Below are 19586 nucleotides of genomic sequence, written 5' to 3' on the forward strand. Positions count from 1 at the left end.
CTCCGGTCCTCCGGTTCCCGCCCGGAACCCGCACTGCCGCACTTCCCCGGGGAGGATCCCGTGCAACGGCCCGAAGACGAACCCGCTCCCGCGAACGGCACCAACAGCGCGAACAGCAGGAGCAGCAGGAGCAGCAGGAGCAGCTGGAACGGCCGAGGCCGTGGCCGCAGGCATCTGCGCACCACCGCGATCACCCTCGCGCTGGGCGTGGTCATGTTCACCGTCGGTGCGATCGGCCTCGCCCCGTCCGGCACGGGCGGGCCCGACTCCGCCGCCACGGCATCACCCGCCTCCGGCCCGGCGCGGGGGATCGCGGCGCTGCGCGAACGCGTCGTACGCCTGCCGAAGGATCCGGTCAGCTGGGCGGACCTCGGCCTGGCGCTGGTCGAGCAGGCCCGCACCACCGCCGACCAGGGCGCGTACGCCCAGGCGGAGAAGGCCCTGCGCCACTCCCTGCGGCTCCAGCCGGCGGAGAACCTGCACGCCGAGATCGGCATGGGAGCCCTCGCGGCAGCCCGCCACCGGTTCCGCGAAGCCCTCACCTGGGCCGAGACGGCGATCGCGACCAGCCCCGCCACCCCCGCCCCCTACGGGGTGCTCGCCGATGCGCAGACCCAGCTCGGTCGGTACGAGGAAGCGGAGGAGGCGGTCCAGCGGATGGCCGACCTGCGACCGGACAGCGCCTCCCTGGCCCGTGCCTCCTACACCTTCGAACTCCGTGGTGACACCGCCGAAGCGACGGCCTTGATGGAGCGCGCTCTGCGGGCGGCCGGCACCCCGGGCGAGCGTGCCTTCGCCCTCACCCACCTGTCCTCCCTCGCCCTGGAGAACGGCGACTCCGCCACCGGGCTGCGCCGGGCGGAGGCAGGGCTGGCCATCGCGCCCCACGACGCGGGCCTGCTGGAAGCCCGCGCCAAAGCCCACGCGGCCCTCGGGCAGTCCGGCCGGGCGGTCGCCGACTACACCGCGGCCATCGAGACGGCCCCACTGCCCCAGTACCTCCTGGGACTCGGCGAACTCCAGCAGGCTCTCGGCCACCCCGACCGGTCCGAGGCTCCGTACGCGGTGCTGCGCGCCCAGGAAACGCTCCGCCAGGCAGGCGGAGCACCCGCCGACACCGACGCGATCCTCTTCGAAGCCGACCACGGCGACCCCGGCCGAGCCGTCACGATGGCCGAAGCCGCCCTGCGCGAGCGGCCGTTCATCGCCGTCCACGACGCCTACGCCTGGGCCCTGCACCGGGCCGGCCGCGACCGGGAGGCCCTCGGCCAGTCCGACGGAGCCCTCGCGCTCGGCACGCGCAGCGCGCTCTTCCGCTCCCACCGCGGGGTCATCCACCAGGCCCTCGGCGACCCGGTGGCCGCCCGCCGGGACCTCCGGCAGGCACTGGCCATCGCCCCCTCCTTCCACCCGCTCCACGCCCCCGCGGCGCGCGACGCCCTCCGGCGAATCGACGACACCCCATGAACCCCACCCTCCGCCGGCGCCCGACCGCCGCCCCGCTCGCGGCAGCCCTCCTCGCCCCGCTCGCGCTCCTCGCCTCCGCGCACCCCGCCGGCGCGCACCCGCTCGGCAACTTCACCGTCAACTACGCGACCAGCCTCACCCTGCGCCCCGACGCGGTCGGGGCCGAGATCGTGGTCGACCGCGCCGAGATCGCCGCCGCGCAGGAGCGCCCCCTCATCGACCGGGACCACAACGGATCCCTCACTCCCGACGAGCAGGACGCGTACGCGGTCACGGCATGCACCGCGCTGGCCGGGCAACTCGCCGCGGACGTGGGCGGCGTGCGCCTCTCGTGGAAGCAGAGCACGGACCGGCTGACCTTCCACACGGGCGAGGCCGGACTCCAGACCAGTCGCCTCACCTGCGGGCTCACCGCCGACGCGCGCCTCACCTCGCCGTCCGGGGTCCACGTGGTCACGCACTACGACACCCGGCGCATCGGATGGCACGAGATCACCGCCCGGGGCGAGGGCCTCACCCTCACCACCTCCACCGTCCCGGCGGCATCCACCACCGACCACCTGCGCCACTATCCGCAGGATCCGCTCGCCGACCCGCTCGACCAGCACACCGCCGACCTGCGGACCGCACCGGGCCCCGGCCCCGCGGCCCGGATCGTGCCGCCCGGGCTGCCCGGCGCGGGCCCCGTCACCGCCCTGCTGAACAAGGTCACCGCCCTCTTCGACACCCTAGTCGGCAGCCGCGAACTGACCGTGCCCGTCGGCCTCCTCGCCCTGCTCCTCGCCGTGGTCCTGGGGGCCTCCCACGCCGCCATGCCCGGCCACGGCAAGACGATCATGGCCGCCTGCCTGGCGGGCCGCCGCGGAACCCCGCGCGACGCCGTCACCGTCGGCGCCACCGTCACCCTCACCCACACCGCGGGCGTGCTCGCCCTCGGCCTCGCCCTCCCGCTCGCCACCCACCTCGCCGGTGAAACCGTCCTCGCCTGGCTGGGCCTGGCCAGCGGCCTCCTCGTCACCGCCATCGGCCTGCGGCTCCTGCACTCGGCCCTCCGCGGTCACCCCCTCCAGCACGGCCACAGCCACGACCACGGCTACGGCCATCACCACCACGGCGACCACGCGCACGATCACACGCACACCCACCACCCTGCGCACGACCACGACCACGACCACACGCCCGACCACGCGCACGTCCACGAAGCGGGCCACACCCACGGCCACCCGCACGACGAAGTCCCCGCCCATGCTCATGAGGCGCCGACCAGCCTGCCGTCCTCACGCCGCGCGCCCGACACCACGACGACCCCCGCCCCCGGCACCACCGTCGTCCTGACCAAACCCGCCACCGGACTCCCGTACGCCCACCAGCACGCCCACACCCCAGCGCCGGCAGGCCGAAGGCGGCGGTCGCTCATCGCCGTCGGTATCGCGGGCGGCCTCGTCCCCAGTCCCTCGGCGCTGGTCGTCCTCCTCGGCGCCGTGGCCCTCGGCCGGACCGCCTTCGGGATCCTCCTGGTCATCGGCTACGGGCTCGGCATGGCCGCCACGCTCACCCTGGCCGGCCTCCTCCTCGTACGGCTGCGCGACCGCATCACCGCCCGCACCGCCGGACGGGCCTCCACGCGGCTGAGGGCGCTCGGCCGCATCGGACCAGCCGCCACCTCGGCGCTCGTCCTCCTGGTCGGCATCGGCCTCAGCGCCCGCGCCCTCACCGGCCTGTGAGCCGGACCCGCCCGCGCGGACGCCGCCGGGCCGCACCGCCGCGCGGCCCGCGGTCCAGCCGCCCGCCTTCTATACGCTGACCCGGTGGCCCATACGAATGTGCGGAATTCCAGCGGAGGCGTCCCGGAAGGGAACGGGGAGGTGGGCCTCCATGCGTTCGCCGTGCAACTGAGGCGGCTGAACGGCGAGATCAACCGGCTGGTCCACGGATTCGCGCACGGACAAGGCCTGCACCCCACGGACGTGCAGGCCCTGTCCGTCATCCTGGACAGCGCCGAGCCCCTCACCCCGGGACGGCTGCGCGAGCATCTCGGTCTCACCTCGGGCGCCGTCACGGCCTGCCTCGACCGGCTGGAGCGCGCCGGGCACGTCACCCGCTCGCGGGAGAGCGAGGACCGCCGGGTCATCCACATCCGCTACGCGGACCAGGGCAGGGCGGCGGCGCGCTCGTCGTTCAAGCCCCTGGCCGAGGCCACCGACAGCGCCCGGCAGCGCTTCAGCGAGGAGGAACTCGCGGTCGCCCTGCGGTTCCTCGCCGCCATGAACGAGGAACTCGGCGACCTGCGAGCGCCGGGGCGCTGAATCCCCGGCCGGTCCGCATCCGGACCGGCCCTTCCGGGCGAAGACCGGGTACGGGCGAACAGCGTCGGCCAACGGCCAGTGCCAGGGCCAGTGCCCATCTGGCCTACGTACCGCCGGTGGTCTAATCTATCTTGATCATTGAGATTGTTAACTGTCGAGAGAGATCGACAGGGACCGACAGAAACCGACGGATACCCAGGAGTGACATGTCCGCCCCACCACGCTTCACCCGATGGCTGATCCCGGTCGTCCTGCTCGTGGCCTGGCTGCTCATCGGCGGCGGCTTGGGCCCCTACGCGGGGAAGCTCGGCGAGGTGGCCACCAACGACCAGAGCGCCTTCCTGCCGCGCAGCGCCGAGTCCACCCGGGCCGCCGAGGCGAAGAAGGCCTTCCGGCAGGAGGAGACCCTGCCCGTGATCGTCGTGTGGACGGCGAAGACGCCGGGCGCGCAGGTGGGGCCCCAGCAGCAGGAGGACGCCACACGGGTCCTGGCCGGCCTGAGCGGCGCCGGCCTGCCTGCGGGCTCCTCCGCCCCGGCTTCGTCCGCCCCGGCTTCCCCCGCCGTCCTCTCCGCCGACGGCCGGGCCCTGCAGGGCGTCGTACAGCTCCCACCCGACCTGGGGGAGGAGCTGCCCCGCACCCTGGAGGAGATCGAGGCCGCCGCGGCGAAGGTCCCGGGCACCGTCGCCCAGCTGGCCGGACCCGCCGCGAGCCAGGCCGATCTCGCCGACGCCTTCGCCGGAATCGACGGACTGCTGCTGGCCGTCGCCCTGACCGCCGTCCTGCTGATCCTCCTGCTGGTCTACCGCAGCCTGCTGCTCCCCCTGGTGATCATCATCGGGGCCGTGTTCGCCCTGGGACTCGCCTGCGCGATCGTCTACGTGCTGGCCGACCACGGCATCGTCCGCGTTGACGGGCAGGTGCAGGGCATCCTCTCGATCCTCGTGATCGGCGCGGCCACCGACTACGCCCTCCTGCTCACGGCGCGCTTCCGCGAGGAGCTCCAGGCCGGCCCCGACGACCGGTTCGCCGCCGTACGGGCCGCCCTGCGGCGGTCGGCCGGACCGATCACGGCGAGCGCGGGCACCGTCGCCCTCGGCCTGCTCGCCCTGCTGCTGAGCGACCTCACCAACAACCGCGCCCTGGGCCCGGTGGGGGCGATCGGCATCGTGTGCGCGGTGCTGAGCACCCTGACCTTCCTGCCCGCCGTCCTCGTCCTGCTCGGCCGCGCCGCCTACTGGCCCGCCAGGATCGGCCGCACCGCCGAGGACGGCGCCGGCCACGGAATCTGGAAGAGCGTGGCCGCGCTGGTGGACCGCGCCCCGCGCAAGGTCTGGGCCCTCAGCCTCGCCGCCCTCCTGGCCTGCGCGGCCTTCGCCCCCACGCTCAACGCCAGGGGAGTGCCGCTGGACGAGATCTTCGTGCACGACGCCCCGTCGGTCGCCGCCCAGCAGACCCTGAGCGCGCACTTCCCCGGCGGATCGGGCAACCCGGCCGTGGTGATCGCGGACGCCGGCCGGCTCGACCAGGTCGTGCGGGCGGCCGAGCGCACCGAAGGCGTCGCCGCCGTCACGCCCTTCACCGCACCGGGTCCGCCGGGCGGCGCACCGCTCGTGGCCGGCGGGCGGGTCCGCCTCGACGCCACGCTCGCGGCGCCCTCGGACAGCACGGCGGCGCAGCAGACCGTCGTACGACTGCGCGAGGCGGTCCACGCCGTACCGGACGCGAACGCCGTCGTCGGCGGCTACAGCGCGCAGCAGTACGACACCCAGCGCACCGCCGAGCAGGACCGCATGCTCATCATCCCCGTCGTCCTGGTGATCATCCTGGTCATCCTCGTCGGGCTGCTGCGCTCGGTCCTCATGCCGGTCCTCCTGGTCGCCACCGTCGCCCTCAGCTTCGTCGCGACCCTGGGCATCTCCGCGGTGGTGTTCCAGCAGATCCTCGGGTTCAGCGGGACCGACTCCTCCGTACCGCTCTACGGGTTCGTCTTCCTCGTGGCGCTCGGCGTCGACTACAACATCTTCCTGATGACCCGCGTCCGAGAGGAATCCCTTCTGCACGGCACCCGCCAGGGAGTGCTGAGAGGGCTGGTCGCCACCGGCGGCGTGATCACCTCCGCGGGTGTGGTCCTCGCCGCCACCTTCGCCGCGCTCGGGGTCATCCCGCTGGCGTTCATGCTCCAGATCGCCTTCATCGTGGCCTTCGGCGTCCTCCTCGACACCCTCCTCGTCCGGTCGCTCCTCGTACCGGCCCTCGTCCGGGACATCGGCCCGGCCGCATGGTGGCCCGGCGTGCTCAGCCGCGCCACCGACAGGGACGTACCGCACTGACCCCGCCCTCCGAGACGCACCGCCGGGACCCGGCCGAAGCATTGAACCGGGCCCCGGGCGGGCAGGACACCACCATGGACAAGCCCTCTGCCGGCAACCGGAACCTACGGGAACGGCTCGGCTCGACGCTGTTCAGCCGCGTGGCGGGACCATCGGGCCCCGCCAACCGCGTACGCATCCACACCACACCGGGACCTCGCTGGTTCGGCCCCGACCGCCCCATCCGCACGGTCCACGGCGACGCCTCGATGTTCATCGGAGGCCTCAGCGCCCTCCTGCTGCAGTCCCTGCACCCCCTGGCCATGACCGCCGTGGCGGCGCACTCCGGCTTCCGCGGCGACCCGTGGGGCAGGCTCCAGCGCACCAGCACCTTCCTCGCCGTCACCACCTACGGCACGGCGCAGGACGCGCAGCTCGCCGTCGACGGCGTCCGGGCGGTCCACGAGCGGGTGCGCGGCACCACGGCGGCGGGGAAGCCCTACCGCGCCGCCGATCCGCACCTGCTGGGCTGGGTGCACGCGGCGGAGGTCGACAGTTTCCTGCGCGCCCACGAGCGTTTCGGCGCGCACCCGTTGGACGCGGCCGGATACGACGCCTACGTCGCGGACGCCGCACGGGTGGCCACGGCCCTCGGCGTGGTGGACCCGCCCCGCGACCGGTCCGCGCTCCTGGACCTTCTGGCCGCGTACCGGCCGGAGTTGGAGGCCACGCCCGAGGCACTCGAAGCGGCGCGCTTCCTCCTGCGCCATCCGCCCCTGCCCTGGCCGGCCAGGGCTCCGTACGCACTGCTCGCCGCGAACGCGACGGCCCTGCTGCCCCCGTGGGCATCGGGCATGCTCGGCCTGCACCGTGCGACCGCCCCGGTGGACAGCTGCGTACGGCTGTCCGGCCGGGCCCTGACCCGGTCGATCCGATGGGCGATGGCGCCGCCGCCGGGCCGGGCCTCGTAACACCCTCCGCTGGGGTCGCGCCCCGGCCGGTGCCCTGGTACGCGGGCCGGCGGCCGGGCAGGTACGTTGCTCGGATGAGTCTTCTTGATGATGTGGCCGAGCGTGACGGCTGGCGGTGCTGGGTCTGCGACGAGCCGGTCGATCCCGACGAGTCGGTCAACGACCCGCGGGGTCCCAGTGTCGACAGCCGGACCGCCGACCGGAAGGCGAAGGTCGCCGAGCGGCTCGCGCACCGCGGGTGCAACACCCGCAAGGGCGCGGTCAAGGCGGTCATCGCCTGGCCCGAGCGCCTGTACGTGGTCGAACCCGCGCCGCTGATCGCCGTCGCCGAACGGCTGGAGCGCAAGGGGGGACGCGAGATGGTGGGCCGCTGTCCGACGAAGAAGGACGCCCAGAAGGCGGCGGACTGGCTGGTGGACCGCTTCTCCCGACTGGTCCCCGGGACGCCGGTGACCGCCGACGTCCAGGCCGGCGGCGGCCAGTTCCTCGTCGTCCTCGCCGCAGGCCGGCGCTGACCGGGGAGCACCCCGCGCGGCCGTTCGTTCCCGCTGTCCGGACCCGCCCTCCCGGGCGGGCCCTTCCGCTCGAAGGACTTCCCTGTTTTAATAAATGCACGAGCATTTATTAATGAGAGGTGGCGGTGATGGCACGACCCCGGGGGATCGAGGACGCGGTGATCCTGCGCGCGGCGGCGCGGGTCATGGGCCGGCTGGGTCCGGCGGGTCTGACCCTGGCCGCCGTGGCGCACGAGGTCGGGCTGGTGCCGGGCACCCTGGTGCAGCGATTCGGTTCCAAGCGCGGCCTGCTCCTGGCGCTCGCGGACCAGTCCGAGAAGGACGCGCACGAGACGGCCGGGCGCGTGCGCGCGTCGCACGACTCGGCGCTCGCCGCCCTGGCGGCCCTGACGGTGGAGTCGGCGGCCGTGATGGCCACACCGGAGGCCTTCGCCCATCACCTGGCGTTCCTGTGCATGGATCTCGCCGATCCGCAGCTCTACGAGCGAGCCCTCGCCATCCACCGCACGCACCGGCGCACCATCGAGGACCTCCTGACGGAGGCGGCCGGCACGGGCGAGCTCCGCTCCGGAACCGATCCCGCGGCGCTGGCCCGCACCGTGCAGGTGGTCATCGCGGGCGCGGGCCTGACCTGGGCACTCGAACGCGAAGGCACCCTCGAAGCGCGGCTCCGGCAGGAACTCGCCGACGCACTGTCCCCGCACCTTCCGCCGCCCGGCTCCCACCACCTGGAGGAATCATGACGACCGACGCACTCCCGCTCGCCGGAAAGGTGGCCCTGGTGGCCGGCGGTACCCGGGGCGGTGGCAGGGGCATAGCCGTCGAACTCGGCGCCGCCGGCGCCACGGTGTACGTCACCGGCCGCAGCAGTACGGGTGCACGCTCCGACCTGGACCGGCCGGAAACCATCGAGCAGACCGCCGCGCAGGTCACGGCGGCGGGCGGCCTGGGCATTCCCGCACGGACCGACCACAGCCGTCCCGAAGAGGTCCGGGCCCTCGTCGAGAAGATCGCGGCCGAACAGGACGGACGGCTCGACATCCTGGTGAACTCCGTATGGGGCGGAGACCCGCTGACCGACTGGGAACACCCCTTGTGGGAGCAGGACCTGGACACCGGCCTGCGGCTGCTGCGGCAGGCGGTGGAGACCCACGTCATCACCAGCCGCTTCGCCCTCCCCCTCATGGTCGCCCGCAAGAGCGGCCTGGTCGTGGAGGTCACCGACGGCAACACCGCCCGCTACCGGGGCACCTTCTTCTACGACCTGGCGAAGTCCGCGGTCATCCGCCTCGCCGTCGCCCAGGCCGCCGAGCTCAAGCCCCACGGCGTCGCGGCCGTGTCCCTCACGCCCGGCTTCCTGCGCTCGGAAGCCCTGCTGGAGCACTTCGGCGTCACCGAGGCCAACTGGCGCGACGGCGCGGCCCAGGACCCGAACTTCGCCCACTCCGAAACCCCGGCCTACCTCGGCCGGGCCGTCGCCGCACTGGCCGCCGACCCCGGCATCATGGCCAAGACCGGACGGGCCCTGGCCACCTGGGGCCTGTACGAGGAGTACGGGTTCACCGACGCCGACGGCACACAGCCGGACTTCGCCGCCCACTGGGCCGAGAACCTCCAAGAGGAGTTCGGACCCCTCGGAGACCCGCTGTAGCCCGGCGCGGATGACGTCCGGTCACGGCGCGGCCCACGTGAGATGTCTCATGCCGCCCCCGTGGTGGTGCGCGGGGCCGACGGGACCGGGTAACGTCTTTGTATGTTCTTCCAGACGCCGATTTACGAGTGAGAGCGTGATGGGCCTCTGCTGACGTCCGTCGACGTCGCCGCCCGTCCCTCACCGATGCAGCCGTAGATCACTTCACATCATTTCCTGGAGAACCCGTGACCGTGAGCAAGAACATCAACAACCCCGTCGGCCAGGGCGGCGGCCAGCGCAAGCGGCAGTCCCGTGCCGAGCGGGCGAACAACGGTCCGCACCGCAACCTCGACCGCCAGGGTGCGGCCGACCAGAAGGCGGAGCTCGTGCGCAAGATGCGCGAGAAGGCCGGCGAAGCCGAGGGCGCCGCTCAGGCGGACGAGGACTCCGCACAGAGCTGACGCACCGCCACCGCCTGGCGGCACCGTACGGGGCAGGGCCCGGACCGCGACGCGCGGTCCGGGCCCTGCTGCCGTTTCCTAACGGTCCGGCCCGGCCGTGAACGAGGCGGAACGGACGAAAGCACCGCGGGCCGGGACGACGGAGCATACGATTCCGGCACGAGCCGCGCCGTGGGGGGAACCGTGGATCCGTTGCACACGCAGGATGCGCACGCCCAGGACCCGCCCACCCCCATCAGGGTGGCCGCGGTCGACGACCATCCCATCGTGCTGGCCGGGCTGCGCGCCTCCCTGGCCGACACCACCCCCGACATCGCCCTGGTGGCGATCGCGGAGGACGTGGACTCCCTCCTCGCCCAGGAGGACGGGGCCACCGCTTCCGTCGTCCTGCTCGACCTGAGGCTGCGCGACGACAGCGACATCGGCGAGAACGTGCGCCGGATCCGGGCCACCGGCGCCCGCGTGCTCGCCTACACCACCGAGCAGCGGCCCGCCCTGATCCGCAGGGCGCTCGACGCGGGCGCCCTGGGACTGATCCTCAAGGAGGACCCGCAGACCAGGCTCGCCGAGGCCGTCCGGGCCGCGCACGCCGGAGAGGCGTACGTGTCCAGCCGGCTCGCCCACCAGATCGTCAACGACCCGCGCAGCGGCATCCGGCTCTCCCGGCAACAGCACCGCGTGCTCGAACTGATAGCGCGGGGCCTGCCGCACGGGCAGATCGCGAAGCTCCTCCACATCACCGAGGACACCGTCCGTACGCACCGCAAGCGGGCCATCGAGGCCTACACCGACGCCGGCGACGGCCTCATCGGGCAGAACACCGAGATCGTCTGGCGGGCCGTTGCCGACGGCCACATCGACATCGGCCCGGAGCGGCCGGAAACCCCGGAGCGGCCCGGAACCCCGGAGCGGCCCCCCGCCCCGGGCCGATGACCGGGCATTCCTACCGGTACGGGGTCGAGGCCGGGCTCTCCCGGTCCGTGGCCGCCGTCTCGGTCCTGTTCGCCGTCAACTGGGCGACGATCCCACTCTCGGGCGACCGGCCGCCACCCGGCGTGACGGCCGTGGCGGTCGCCTTCGTCGCGCTGTGCCTCCACCTCGCGGTCCGGGGCGCACGGGTCCGGTTGAACGGGACCGACGCCCTGGCGGCCGTCGCCTTCGCCGTCGTCGCGCACCCGGTCCTCGTCCTCGCCGGCGGATCGCCGTACGTCCTGATCGGGCAGCGCTGCATGCTGACCGTGCCCGCGGTGCTCCTCGCCACCGGATTCCTGCCCCCGGCCGTCGGACGAGGGGCCTGCCTCGCCGCCCTCGGCGCCCAACTGGGCACCAGCTGGCCCGCCGACGGCCCGGCGGCGGCCGCGGAGGGCAGCTGGCCGCCCCTGGCCACCGCGGTCGCCGCCACCGTCCTCGCCCCGCTCATGCGCGCCGCCGGAGACGGCGCGGACCGCTCCGAGCGCGCGGCGGCAGCGGCCCGTGCCGAGGCCGCACGGGCGGCCGCCCGACGCGAAGCCCACCGGGACTTCCAGGGGATGCTGCACGACGAGGTCAGCGCCGCCCTGCGCGCCATCAGCCAGCCGGGGATCGCGGCCGACCGGGTGCGGGAGGCGGCGCGCGGGGCCGTGGCCGCGATCGCCGGGGCCCGGACCCCGGGCGGCGAGGAGGGCCGCACCGATCTGGCCGCCCTGGTCCGCGCTCTCGTGCCCCCGCCGGGGATCCGGGCGGGCATCGTGGCCGACGCCCTCGCCCCCGTCCCGTACGAGGCGGCGACGGCCGCGATCGGCGCGGCCCGGGAGGCCCTGCGCAACGTGGCCGACCACGCCCGTGCCCGGACCGTACGGGTGGACCTGACGGCCCGCGAGCTCGGCACGGGTTTCGTCCTGTGCGTCACCGACGACGGCGCCGGCTTCGTACGGGAGGAGCTGAGGGAGTCGTCCGTGGGAGTCCGCCGCTCGATGATGCAGCGCATGGAAGCCGTGGGCGGCCACGCGGAGGTCCTCAGCACCCCGGGACGCGGAACGGCCGTACGCCTGGAATGGCCGGCCCCCGCAGGCGGGGAGCGGCAGCACGGCCGGGCCCCGGACCTCCCCGGACGGGCCGGCGCAGCGGCGGCGAAACCGGCCCGGCCGGTCCCCCTGAAGGTGCGGCAGATGAACGCCGCCATCGGCGATGTCAGGCGCCCGCTCGCCGCCGTCTGTCTGCCCTTCCTCCTCGTCATGGGCGTCATCGCGGTGATCCACACCCGGCACGTCCCCGGCGCGCTCTGGGTGACGGCCTGGTACGCGGTCCTGGCCGCGATGACCGTGGCCCTGCTGCTGCGGGCCCGGAACGGGATCGGCCGCGGCGCCGCCTGGGCGGCCTGCGCGTTCGCCGTCGGGGGAGCGCTCGGGAGCTTCCTCGTCCTGCCCCTGGCCGGTCTCGCCGACTACACCTCATGGCCCATCGGCGCGGTGACACCGCTGCTGACGCTCCTGGTGATCGTGCGGCCGGCCTGGGAGGCGCTGACGGCCATGGCGCTCGAACAGGCGGGCCTCGTCCTCATCGTGTTCACCGGCCCGCCGATCGCCGACACCTTCGGCGGGACCGTCGCCCTGACCCTCCCCGCCCTGTCCGCCCCGGCCCTCGGCGTGTTCATGGGCCTGGCGATCGGCCGCACGGTCGCCCGCCTCGGCGGGGTGACCACGCGCGCCAACGCGGACCGTGCCGCGGCCCTCGCCGGCGAAGCCGTGCGCGACGCCCGCGCGGCCCTGCACCGCCGACGCCTCGCCGACCTGGGCGAGGAGGTCCTGCCCTTCCTCGACGCCACCGCCACCGGACGGCGCTCGCCACAGGATCCCGAGGTCCGCGACACGGCCCGGCTGCTCGGGTACGCCGTCCGCGACGAGATCCACATCCCCGGGGTGCTCGACCTCCCGGCACGCGACCTGCTGAGCGCGGCCCGCACCGCGGGCTGCGTCGTCACGATCCAGTCGGACGCGGACGACCCGCACCCGCCCGCCCTGCTGCGCCTGTTGCTGACCACCGCCCTGGGGACCGGGCCCACCCCCACGGAACTGGTCCTCAGCGTGACGGCCTCGGCGGACACCGTCGACGCGGCCCTGGTCGTCCTGCCGGGGGACCGGCGGCGGGCCGACGCCCTGCGCGAGGCGGTGGCCGGGCTCAGCGCCGTCGTGGAGGACGCCGCGGAGTCGACCTGGGTCGAGGCCCGGGTCCGTACGGCCTGAACGGGAGCCGCGCCGGCGGCCGCTGTCCCCATCGATGGGGACAGCCAGGAGGGGGTCCGGGCCGCGAGCATCGAGGGGCGCCGAAGGTCCGGGGAGGAGCCCCGGCATCCGACCCGGCGCACCTCACCAGGGAGACACCGTGAAGAGGCTCGTCCACACGTTCCGCAAGGAACTGCAAGCGGCGTCGGGTCGGTCCGACGCCCTCACGCCGGCCGAACAGGAAGCGCTGCTACGGGGGTACGACGCTGCCCTCGACGCGGAGCGCCCGCCCCGCCTGGTCCTCATCGGGGAGTCCGGCGTCGGCAAGTCGACCACCGTCAACGCCCTCTTCAACGCCGGCCAGCCGGTCGGGCACACCCGGGCGACCACCGACCACGCCTACGCCATCCAGGTCGAGGAGGTCAGCGGCCGGCGCGGCATGCTGGAGGTGGTGGACATGCCGGGCATCGGCGACGACGTGGCCAACTACCGCCGCTACATGGACCTCTACCTGCGGGTCCTGCCGACGGCCGACGCGATCGTCTGGGTCCACCCGGCCGAGGACCGCAGCGTCCACCTGGTCCAGCAGGCGCTGACGGACCTCCTCGGCCAGAGCGCCCCGGGCCTGTCCGATCGTCTCGTACTGGCCCTGAACAAGGCCGACGAGATCGATCCGCACGACTGGAACCGGAGCGCCAACCTGCCGTCCGCGCGCCAGCTGGAGGCCCTCAGGGAACGGGCCGCCGACTTCACCGAGAAGATCGTCCGGATCCTGCCCGCCTGGCACGGCGGGGCGGTGACCTACTCGGCGCGCCAGCACTACAACCTGACGGCGCTCTTCAAGGAGATGATGCGGGCGGTCCCGCAGGAACGGCGCTGGGTGCTGGAGCGGCGGATGGACCTCGCGGACTTCACGGCCAAGGTGGACCGGAAACTGCTGAAGGCCGCCTCGGCCCGGATGCTCGCCGAAGTCCGGCCGCAGGCCGCCGTCGAGGCCGCGCAAGCCGCGCAAGCCGCTCAGGCCGCTCAGGCCGCTCAGGCCGCGCAAGCCGCTCAGGCCGCACACACCGGGAAAGCGGCACCGGCCGCCGCTTCCGCCACCGAGCCGGTCGCACCCGCCACCGCCGAGGCCTCCGTACCCCGACCCGCCGCGGCCCCCACGCCCTCCGCACCCGCGGCACCCGCCGCGGCCCCCGGCACCCGCCTCTCCGAGGCGTTCGCGGCGCTGCCGGAGGCGAAGTGGCGCGAACTGGTGGAGAACCGGGCCCTGTTCCTGGAGTTCACCCGGCGCGTGGAACAGGAGAGCGGCCGATGAACACGGAACCGGCGGGCGGCGAGGTCGACTTCGACGCACTGCTCGACCGCGTATGGGCCGCCATGACCGAGAACGAGGACAACAGGCGCGAGATCGTCCGGCTCTCGGAGGTCTCCTTCCGCCTGTGGGTCGACAGTGTGGCCCAGCGCCTCTCGGCGGCCCTGGGGCTCTCCCTGGCGCGGGTCCACGCGTTCTTCGACGACGTCGGCTCCATCGCGCGGCGCGCGGGCCACACCTTCGTCGGCGCCTATCACGACGGGTACCGCAGGGCGCGCAAGGTGCCTCCGCCCGGGGACCGGCCGTGGGGGGCACGCGCATGACGTGGGTGGAGTTCCCCTTCCCCGCCTGCCCGGCCTGCTCCCGCGCCTGGAGTGCCAGCAGGCACCGGGACTGCCCGGCCGGCGGCGGGGGTGACGCGGCGCTGGACGTGGACCCGGCCTCGGCGCGGGTGCGGTGCGCGGCCTGCCGGGGGACCTGGAGCGTGTGGGAGACGCGGTTCCATTGCAGTTGCGGGCGCCGCTTCGAGGCCTCCGAGGTGGAGGCCGCCCTGCAGGAGATCATCCGGGTGGCCACCCTGCTGGTCGAGATCCTGGTCCAGCAGAGCCGCGACCTCGTCGAGATCCGCCGGGCCGGCGAGGCGTCCTTCCGCGCATGGCTCGGACACCTCACCGATGCGCTGGCCGGTGCGCTCGGAGCGGCTGCGGGTCGCGTCGTCGGGAGCCTGGTACGGAGCCTCTTCTGAGGGCCGCGCGGACCCGGCCCGGTGGGGGACCGGAGCCGGGATCCGCGCGCAGGCTCGTAGGGACGGCCGTGACGCGGCCCGGCGGATCAACCGGTCCAGGTCTTGATCCGGGCGGCGACCTCCCGCACGGGAAGCCCGTCGCGTGCGGCGCGGGCCAGGGGGAGGACGGTGTCCAGGCCCTGGTTCACGGGGAGGCCGCAGGCCGACAGGTAGGCGGCCGTCACCGTGGCGGCGAACAGCAGGTTCCGCAGCTCCAGACTGGGGTTGCGGGCGAGCTCGCACAGCAGGGCCGCCGCTTTGTGGTGCGGCTCGGGGTAGACGTCCTGGTCGAGGACCTCTGCTGCGTGCCGCGCTGCCGCGGCGACCGGCACTCCGTAGTCGACGACTTGGGGATCCCCGGGGATCTGCTGGGCCACGGCCAGGATCCAGGCGAGGTCGATCCGGAGGATCACGCAGCGTCCCTCGGCGCCGTCTCCGCGGACTCCGGGGACTCCGCGGACTCCGGGAGCCCCGTCGGGAGGCCGGGGTACCGGTCCTCGCCGAACTCCGCGTCGAAGCGGTCCGCGTAGGCGGCCAGGAACGCCGAGGCGCCGGCCATGAAGGCGGCGCGCGACTCCTTCACGTCCTGCTCGATCAGATCGGCCACATAGCCCTGCAGGGTCAGTCCGCGGCGCTTGGCCCGCTCCTCCGCGGCGGCCCTGACGTCCTCGTCCAGGCGGATGTTCGTCTGCTTTCCCATGCCCACCACCTTAGCTAGCCGCTGGTATCAGGCGCTAGCAAACGGAGCGGCCCCCCGGCGCGGTGCACGCGGGACGGGCGTTCGCGCGGCCGGTCCTGGCCGGAGCCCATGACGCGGGAACGCGCCCGCCCCGCCCCGCCACGGTTCGTGGCGTGGCGGGGCGGGACGAGTCGGGTGGGGCGGGTTCAGCGAGGGGAGATCACTTGCCCAGGTAGGCGTTGACGACCGTGACCTCGGATACGTTGCCCTGCTTGTCGGTGACCTGGGCCCGGAAGGAGATCCCCTTGTCCTTCGCGGGGTTCTGGACGGAGAACGCGCCGTCGGTGACGGTGACGCGCTTCCAGGTCGTGCCGCCGTCCTCGCTCACGGAGACCGTCAGGGTCTTGAGGTTCTTCCCGGAGGCCGAGCCCTGCACGGTCACCGGGATCCGGGTGACCTTGCCCGCCGGGGCGCGGGAGGCGATGTCGAGCGGGGCGAGGAAGCGCACCGTGGAGACCGGGAGCGCGGTGTCGGCGGCGACCTGGCCGGAGCGGAAGGTGAAGCTCGTGTCGATGCGGGTGGAGACGGGGGAGACCTCCGGGGACCGCTCGACGGAGGTGGTCAGCCGGTATTCGGCGTCGGCGCCGTCGACCGTGAAGGGCTCCCAGCCGCTCAGCGGGTCCTCGTTCTCGGCGACCTTGACGCCGTTGCGGTACAGGGTGGTGGCGGTCTTGGTGAGAGCCGAGGAGCCCGCGTGGCCGGCGCCGTCGCTGAACAGGGGCACCGCACCGGTGAGGGTCTGCTTGCCCGTCGCCGGGTCGGGCGCGCTGCGGGACACACCCACGCCCTTGCCCAGGACCGGTCCGAACACCCCGGTGTTGAAGGTCTCGCGGTAGGTGGAGCCCGCCGCGTAGCGCTTCGGCTGCAGGGAGGCCTGATCGGCCTCGACGCGCTGGTCACCGTCCGCGTTCGGGGCGCCGAGCTGCCAGAACCCGCTGCGCCAGGTCGCGCCGTCGAGGGCGGAGAGGAAGAGCGTCCGGGTGGCCGGAGCGGGCTGGACGGCCCCGAAGAAGTCGCCCTGGGACATGCCGGGCAGGGTGGGGGCGGCGTAGGCGTAGCCGGACTTGCCGGGGGCGGACGCGCCCATCTCCGCGGAGAGCTTCGCCAGCTGGTTCGCCTTCACGTGCCGGGTGTAGCCGGTCGCGAGGCGCTTGGTCGAGCCGCCGAGGGCGACGTTGTACTGGGTGGCCGGGTCCTTGAGGAAGGTCGCCAGCCAGCTCTGCGTGAGCGAGCCGTCGGTCACGTCCGGCCCGATGTGGGCGGAGCGGAACCCGGTGTACCCCTTGGGCAGGACCCAGCCGTTGCCGAGGTGGCCGTCTCCGACCGTCTGCTGGTAGTACGGGAGGGCGAAGTCGGCCGTGGCCAGACCGGGGACGGTGATGTCCACCGGCTTCGCGGTGCGCGCGTCGACCGTGACCGTGGTGGTTCCGGCGACCTCCAGCCGGGGCTGGACCAGCCAGTCGACGCCCTTGGTGAGGTCCGAGCCGTCCTGGTACACGGTGCCGTGGAGGGCGTAGGTGCCCTTGGGCAGGCGCAGGGTGCGGGTGCCGGTCTCGTTGCTGACGCCCTCCCATATGCCGTCGGCGGCGCCCCCGATGCCGAACAGGGAGTGGGAGAACTCGCGGGCGGGGAGGCCGTCGCGGTCGACCGTGGTGACGGTGACGTCGTACGCCTCGGCCTCACGGACGGCCGCCGCGCCCGTGCGCACCGACTGACCGCCGCCGGTGGCGGTGACGTAGGCGGAGAAGGCTCCGTCGACGCTGCCGAGCCGGGTGTCGGCGGTCAGGGCGACCTCGGTCCGGCCGCCGGCGGGCACGGTCACCTTGTCGGCGCCGAGCGCGAAGAAGCCTGCCGGGGCGGGCTTGCCGTGGGAGTCGGTGCCGGTCACCGCGAGGTCGAGGGTGATGTCGGTGGTGCCGAGGTTGCGGTAGGCGATCTTCTTGGTGAGCGGTACGTCGTCGGCGTGCGGCCACTGGGCCGTGCCGAGGGACACCGACGACTGCTCGGTGATCACCGTTTGGGTGAGGGCCTTGTCCACCTGTACGCGGCCGGTGCCCTGCTGCTGGACGCCGGTCCCGCCGTCCTTGGCGGACGCGGTCAGCGCGCCCTTGAGCTCGGTCCCGCTCCAGCCGGGGTTCTTCTGCTTGAGCAGCGCCGCCGCTCCGGCCACGTGCGGGGTGGCCATGGAGGTGCCGTTGAGCTTCAGGTATCCCGGGGCGGGGTGCTGGGCCGCGGGATCGGTGTCGAGCTTGCTCCCCGGGGCGGCCGCGGCGGTGATGCCGACGCCGGGCGCGGTGAGGTCGGGCTTGACCGCCCCGTCGCCGACGCGCGGGCCCCTGCTGGAGAAGTCCGCGAGGACGTCCTTGGAGTCGACGGCGCCGACGGTCAGGGCGGCGTCCGCGCTGCCGGGCGAGCCGACGGTGGACCCGCCGGGGCCGTCGTTGCCCGCGGCGATGGCGAAGAGCACCCCCTTCTCCGCCGACAGCCGGTCGACGGTGGCCTCGACCGGGTCGACGCCGGGGAAGTCCCGGCTCCCCAGGCTGAGGTTGACGACGTCCGCGCCCTCGGCGACGGCCCACTCCATGCCCGCGATGACCGCGGAGTCGCTGCCGTAGCCCTGGTCGTCGAGGACCTTGCCGCTGATCACCTTGGCGCCGGGCGCGACGCCCTTGAGCGCCCCGCCGGACGCGGCCCCGGTCCCGGCCGCGATGGAGGCCACGTGGGTGCCGTGGCCGACGCGGTCCACCGTGTCGGGGGAGTCGGAGAAGTTCTTCTCCCCGACGACCTGGCTCTTCAAGTCCTCGTGGGTCTTGTTGACACCGGTGTCCAGCACGGCGATCTTCACGCCCGTGCCGTCGAACCCGGCCGCCCAGGCCCGGTCGGCGCCGATCTGCTTCGTGCTCTTGTCCAGGCTCGCCTTGCGCACCCCGTCCAGCCAGACCTTGCCGATACCGGCGTCGGCGGCCCGCAGACCGCGCGCCGCGGGCGTCGTCAGGGCCTCCCAGACCTTCGTGGCGTCGGCGGCCGAGGCCTTGACGGCCTCGGCGTTGACCGTCCGGAGTGAGCGCCCCGCCCCGCTGTCCGCGGCGGACCGCAGTTCGGCGCGCGCCGCCGGGGCGGCGCCCTCGTACTGGACGATCAGGCCGAGTCCGCCGCGGTGCAGGGCGCGCAGCGCCGGGTCGGAGAGCGTGGTGACGTCGAAGAGGCGCCGGTCCAGCTTGCCGGCGGCCAGCAGGGCCCGGGCGTCGGCGGGCAGGACCAGGGTGTGGCCGTCGGCGCGCTCGATCTCGACGGGTACGCGCTCGCGGCCCTTCCCGGGCTCGAAGCGCTCGATGGCGCCGCTGCCGTTCACGGTCACCCGGTCACCGGTGATCAGGGTGACGGTCACGGGGGTGTCCGCGGTGCCGGCGGCCGGGGTGCTCCGCGTGGGGGAGGCGGCGGAAGCCGCTCCTGCGGGGCCGGTCAGACCCGTACTGAGGGCGACGACGGCGGTGGCGAGGGCGAGGGCCCCCGCGGTGCGCCGAGGCGTCTGTGTCCGTATGAACAACTCTGCTCCTGTGGAAGGCGGGCACGGAGGCCGGAGCCGCCGGGCACGCTTCGTCGTGTGGCACACGGGGCGTACGAGGGGTGTGTGACGTACGCGGTGTGTGCGGTGGGTGCGTGGCACTGGGGTGATGCCGGTCGCCGGGGCCCGGTCCGGGCCGTGCCCCGCCTGCCCCCAGGGGGAGAAGCAGGGGTGGGCGGGGCGGGCCGTCCGGGCCGCTCGGCGACCGGGGTACGGCAGCAGTCCACCGGCTCGCGGATTGTTCAGCAGCCTCCATCCGGGCGACTGAACAATTGTTTTCGTGGCCGAAGAGGCCCTTGTGGCTGGTGGTTCGGCCTTCTA

17 protein-coding genes are annotated in these 19586 nt (G+C 74.0%); 14 read left to right on the forward strand and 3 right to left on the reverse strand.

The genetic code is table 11. The features are described from left to right. Positions 1 to 60 precede the first annotated feature (60 nt). The 14 genes from ACIA8F_RS33035 (at position 61) to ACIA8F_RS33100 (ending at position 14922) form a co-directional block, all read left to right on the forward strand. On the forward strand, positions 61 to 1467 hold the full coding sequence (locus tag ACIA8F_RS33035; RefSeq protein WP_399384378.1) for a tetratricopeptide repeat protein: 1407 nt from the start codon (positions 61 to 63) through the stop codon (positions 1465 to 1467). Beyond that, a complete protein-coding gene (locus ACIA8F_RS33040; RefSeq protein WP_399384380.1) occupies positions 1464 to 3191 on the forward strand; it encodes a nickel transporter in 1728 nt (575 codons plus the stop codon). Before ACIA8F_RS33035 ends, ACIA8F_RS33040 begins: the two co-directional genes overlap by 4 nt. A gap of 99 nt (positions 3192 to 3290) precedes the next feature. Beyond that, positions 3291 to 3773 (forward strand): MarR family winged helix-turn-helix transcriptional regulator, encoded by a 483-nt coding sequence (locus ACIA8F_RS33045; protein WP_399384428.1) that lies wholly within the window; start codon positions 3291 to 3293, stop codon positions 3771 to 3773. 206 nt (positions 3774 to 3979) lie between these two features. Then, a complete protein-coding gene (locus ACIA8F_RS33050; RefSeq protein WP_399384381.1) occupies positions 3980 to 6106 on the forward strand; it encodes an MMPL family transporter in 2127 nt (708 codons plus the stop codon). A 74-nt stretch (positions 6107 to 6180) separates the two neighbouring features. Beyond that, positions 6181 to 7056 (forward strand): oxygenase MpaB family protein, encoded by an 876-nt coding sequence (locus ACIA8F_RS33055; RefSeq protein ID WP_399384383.1) that lies wholly within the window; start codon positions 6181 to 6183, stop codon positions 7054 to 7056. A gap of 74 nt (positions 7057 to 7130) precedes the next feature. Continuing rightward, on the forward strand, positions 7131 to 7571 hold the full coding sequence (locus ACIA8F_RS33060) for a hypothetical protein (RefSeq protein ID WP_399384384.1): 441 nt from the start codon (positions 7131 to 7133) through the stop codon (positions 7569 to 7571). A gap of 128 nt (positions 7572 to 7699) precedes the next feature. Further along, complete coding sequence (locus ACIA8F_RS33065; protein ID WP_399384385.1) at positions 7700 to 8314, forward strand: TetR/AcrR family transcriptional regulator; 615 nt, start codon at positions 7700 to 7702, stop codon at positions 8312 to 8314. Then, positions 8311 to 9222: an SDR family oxidoreductase gene (locus tag ACIA8F_RS33070; protein ID WP_399384387.1), complete on the forward strand. Its 912-nt coding sequence runs from the start codon at positions 8311 to 8313 to the stop codon at positions 9220 to 9222. The genes ACIA8F_RS33065 and ACIA8F_RS33070 overlap by 4 nt, the downstream gene beginning before the upstream one ends. 227 nt (positions 9223 to 9449) lie before the next feature. Next, positions 9450 to 9665 (forward strand): DUF6243 family protein, encoded by a 216-nt coding sequence (locus tag ACIA8F_RS33075; protein ID WP_399384389.1) that lies wholly within the window; start codon positions 9450 to 9452, stop codon positions 9663 to 9665. 192 nt (positions 9666 to 9857) lie between these two features. Beyond that, positions 9858 to 10598 carry a response regulator gene (locus ACIA8F_RS33080; RefSeq protein WP_399384390.1) on the forward strand — a complete coding sequence of 247 codons (741 nt, stop codon included), beginning with the start codon at positions 9858 to 9860 and terminating at the stop codon, positions 10596 to 10598. Beyond that, positions 10595 to 12886, forward strand: a complete 2292-nt coding sequence (locus ACIA8F_RS33085; protein ID WP_399384392.1) for a sensor histidine kinase — start codon at positions 10595 to 10597, stop codon at positions 12884 to 12886. The genes ACIA8F_RS33080 and ACIA8F_RS33085 overlap by 4 nt, the downstream gene beginning before the upstream one ends. A gap of 139 nt (positions 12887 to 13025) precedes the next feature. Continuing rightward, complete coding sequence (locus ACIA8F_RS33090) at positions 13026 to 14180, forward strand: GTPase family protein (RefSeq protein ID WP_399384393.1); 1155 nt, start codon at positions 13026 to 13028, stop codon at positions 14178 to 14180. Then, on the forward strand, positions 14177 to 14500 hold the full coding sequence (locus ACIA8F_RS33095; RefSeq protein WP_399384395.1) for a hypothetical protein: 324 nt from the start codon (positions 14177 to 14179) through the stop codon (positions 14498 to 14500). The genes ACIA8F_RS33090 and ACIA8F_RS33095 overlap by 4 nt, the downstream gene beginning before the upstream one ends. Further along, positions 14497 to 14922, forward strand: a complete 426-nt coding sequence (locus ACIA8F_RS33100; RefSeq protein ID WP_399384397.1) for a hypothetical protein — start codon at positions 14497 to 14499, stop codon at positions 14920 to 14922. Before ACIA8F_RS33095 ends, ACIA8F_RS33100 begins: the two co-directional genes overlap by 4 nt. A gap of 86 nt (positions 14923 to 15008) precedes the next feature. Here the strand turns inward: ACIA8F_RS33100 and ACIA8F_RS33105 are convergent, their stop codons facing one another. From ACIA8F_RS33105 to ACIA8F_RS33115, 3 genes are all read right to left on the reverse strand, one after another. Continuing rightward, the gene (locus tag ACIA8F_RS33105) at positions 15009 to 15374 is read right to left on the reverse strand and encodes a hypothetical protein (RefSeq protein WP_399384400.1); all 366 of its coding nucleotides are present in this window, start codon (positions 15372 to 15374) and stop codon (positions 15009 to 15011) included. Next, entirely contained in the window at positions 15371 to 15661 is a 291-nt protein-coding gene (locus tag ACIA8F_RS33110; RefSeq protein WP_399384402.1) for a hypothetical protein, read from the reverse strand. Before ACIA8F_RS33110 ends, ACIA8F_RS33105 begins: the two co-directional genes overlap by 4 nt. Positions 15662 to 15860: 199 nt before the next feature. Beyond that, positions 15861 to 19241: a S8 family peptidase gene (locus tag ACIA8F_RS33115; protein ID WP_399384429.1), complete on the reverse strand. Its 3381-nt coding sequence runs from the start codon at positions 19239 to 19241 to the stop codon at positions 15861 to 15863. Between the last annotated feature and the right edge of the window lie 345 nt (positions 19242 to 19586).

The sequence above is a fragment of the Streptomyces sp. NPDC051563 genome, from assembly GCF_044454225.1.
In the GTDB taxonomy this organism is placed as follows: Bacteria; Actinomycetota; Actinomycetes; order Streptomycetales; family Streptomycetaceae; genus Streptomyces.

Coding starts and splice junctions, on each gene's coding strand:
- ACIA8F_RS33040 (WP_399384380.1), top strand. CDS start 1,464: ATGAACCCCACCCTCCGCCGGCGCCCGACCGCCGCCCCGCTCGCGGCA.
- ACIA8F_RS33050 (WP_399384381.1), top strand. CDS start 3,980: ATGTCCGCCCCACCACGCTTCACCCGATGGCTGATCCCGGTCGTCCTG.
- ACIA8F_RS33055 (WP_399384383.1), top strand. CDS start 6,181: ATGGACAAGCCCTCTGCCGGCAACCGGAACCTACGGGAACGGCTCGGC.
- ACIA8F_RS33060 (WP_399384384.1), top strand. CDS start 7,131: ATGAGTCTTCTTGATGATGTGGCCGAGCGTGACGGCTGGCGGTGCTGG.
- ACIA8F_RS33065 (WP_399384385.1), top strand. CDS start 7,700: ATGGCACGACCCCGGGGGATCGAGGACGCGGTGATCCTGCGCGCGGCG.
- ACIA8F_RS33070 (WP_399384387.1), top strand. CDS start 8,311: ATGACGACCGACGCACTCCCGCTCGCCGGAAAGGTGGCCCTGGTGGCC.
- ACIA8F_RS33085 (WP_399384392.1), top strand. CDS start 10,595: ATGACCGGGCATTCCTACCGGTACGGGGTCGAGGCCGGGCTCTCCCGG.
- ACIA8F_RS33095 (WP_399384395.1), top strand. CDS start 14,177: ATGAACACGGAACCGGCGGGCGGCGAGGTCGACTTCGACGCACTGCTC.
- ACIA8F_RS33100 (WP_399384397.1), top strand. CDS start 14,497: ATGACGTGGGTGGAGTTCCCCTTCCCCGCCTGCCCGGCCTGCTCCCGC.
- ACIA8F_RS33110 (WP_399384402.1), bottom strand. CDS start 15,661: ATGGGAAAGCAGACGAACATCCGCCTGGACGAGGACGTCAGGGCCGCC.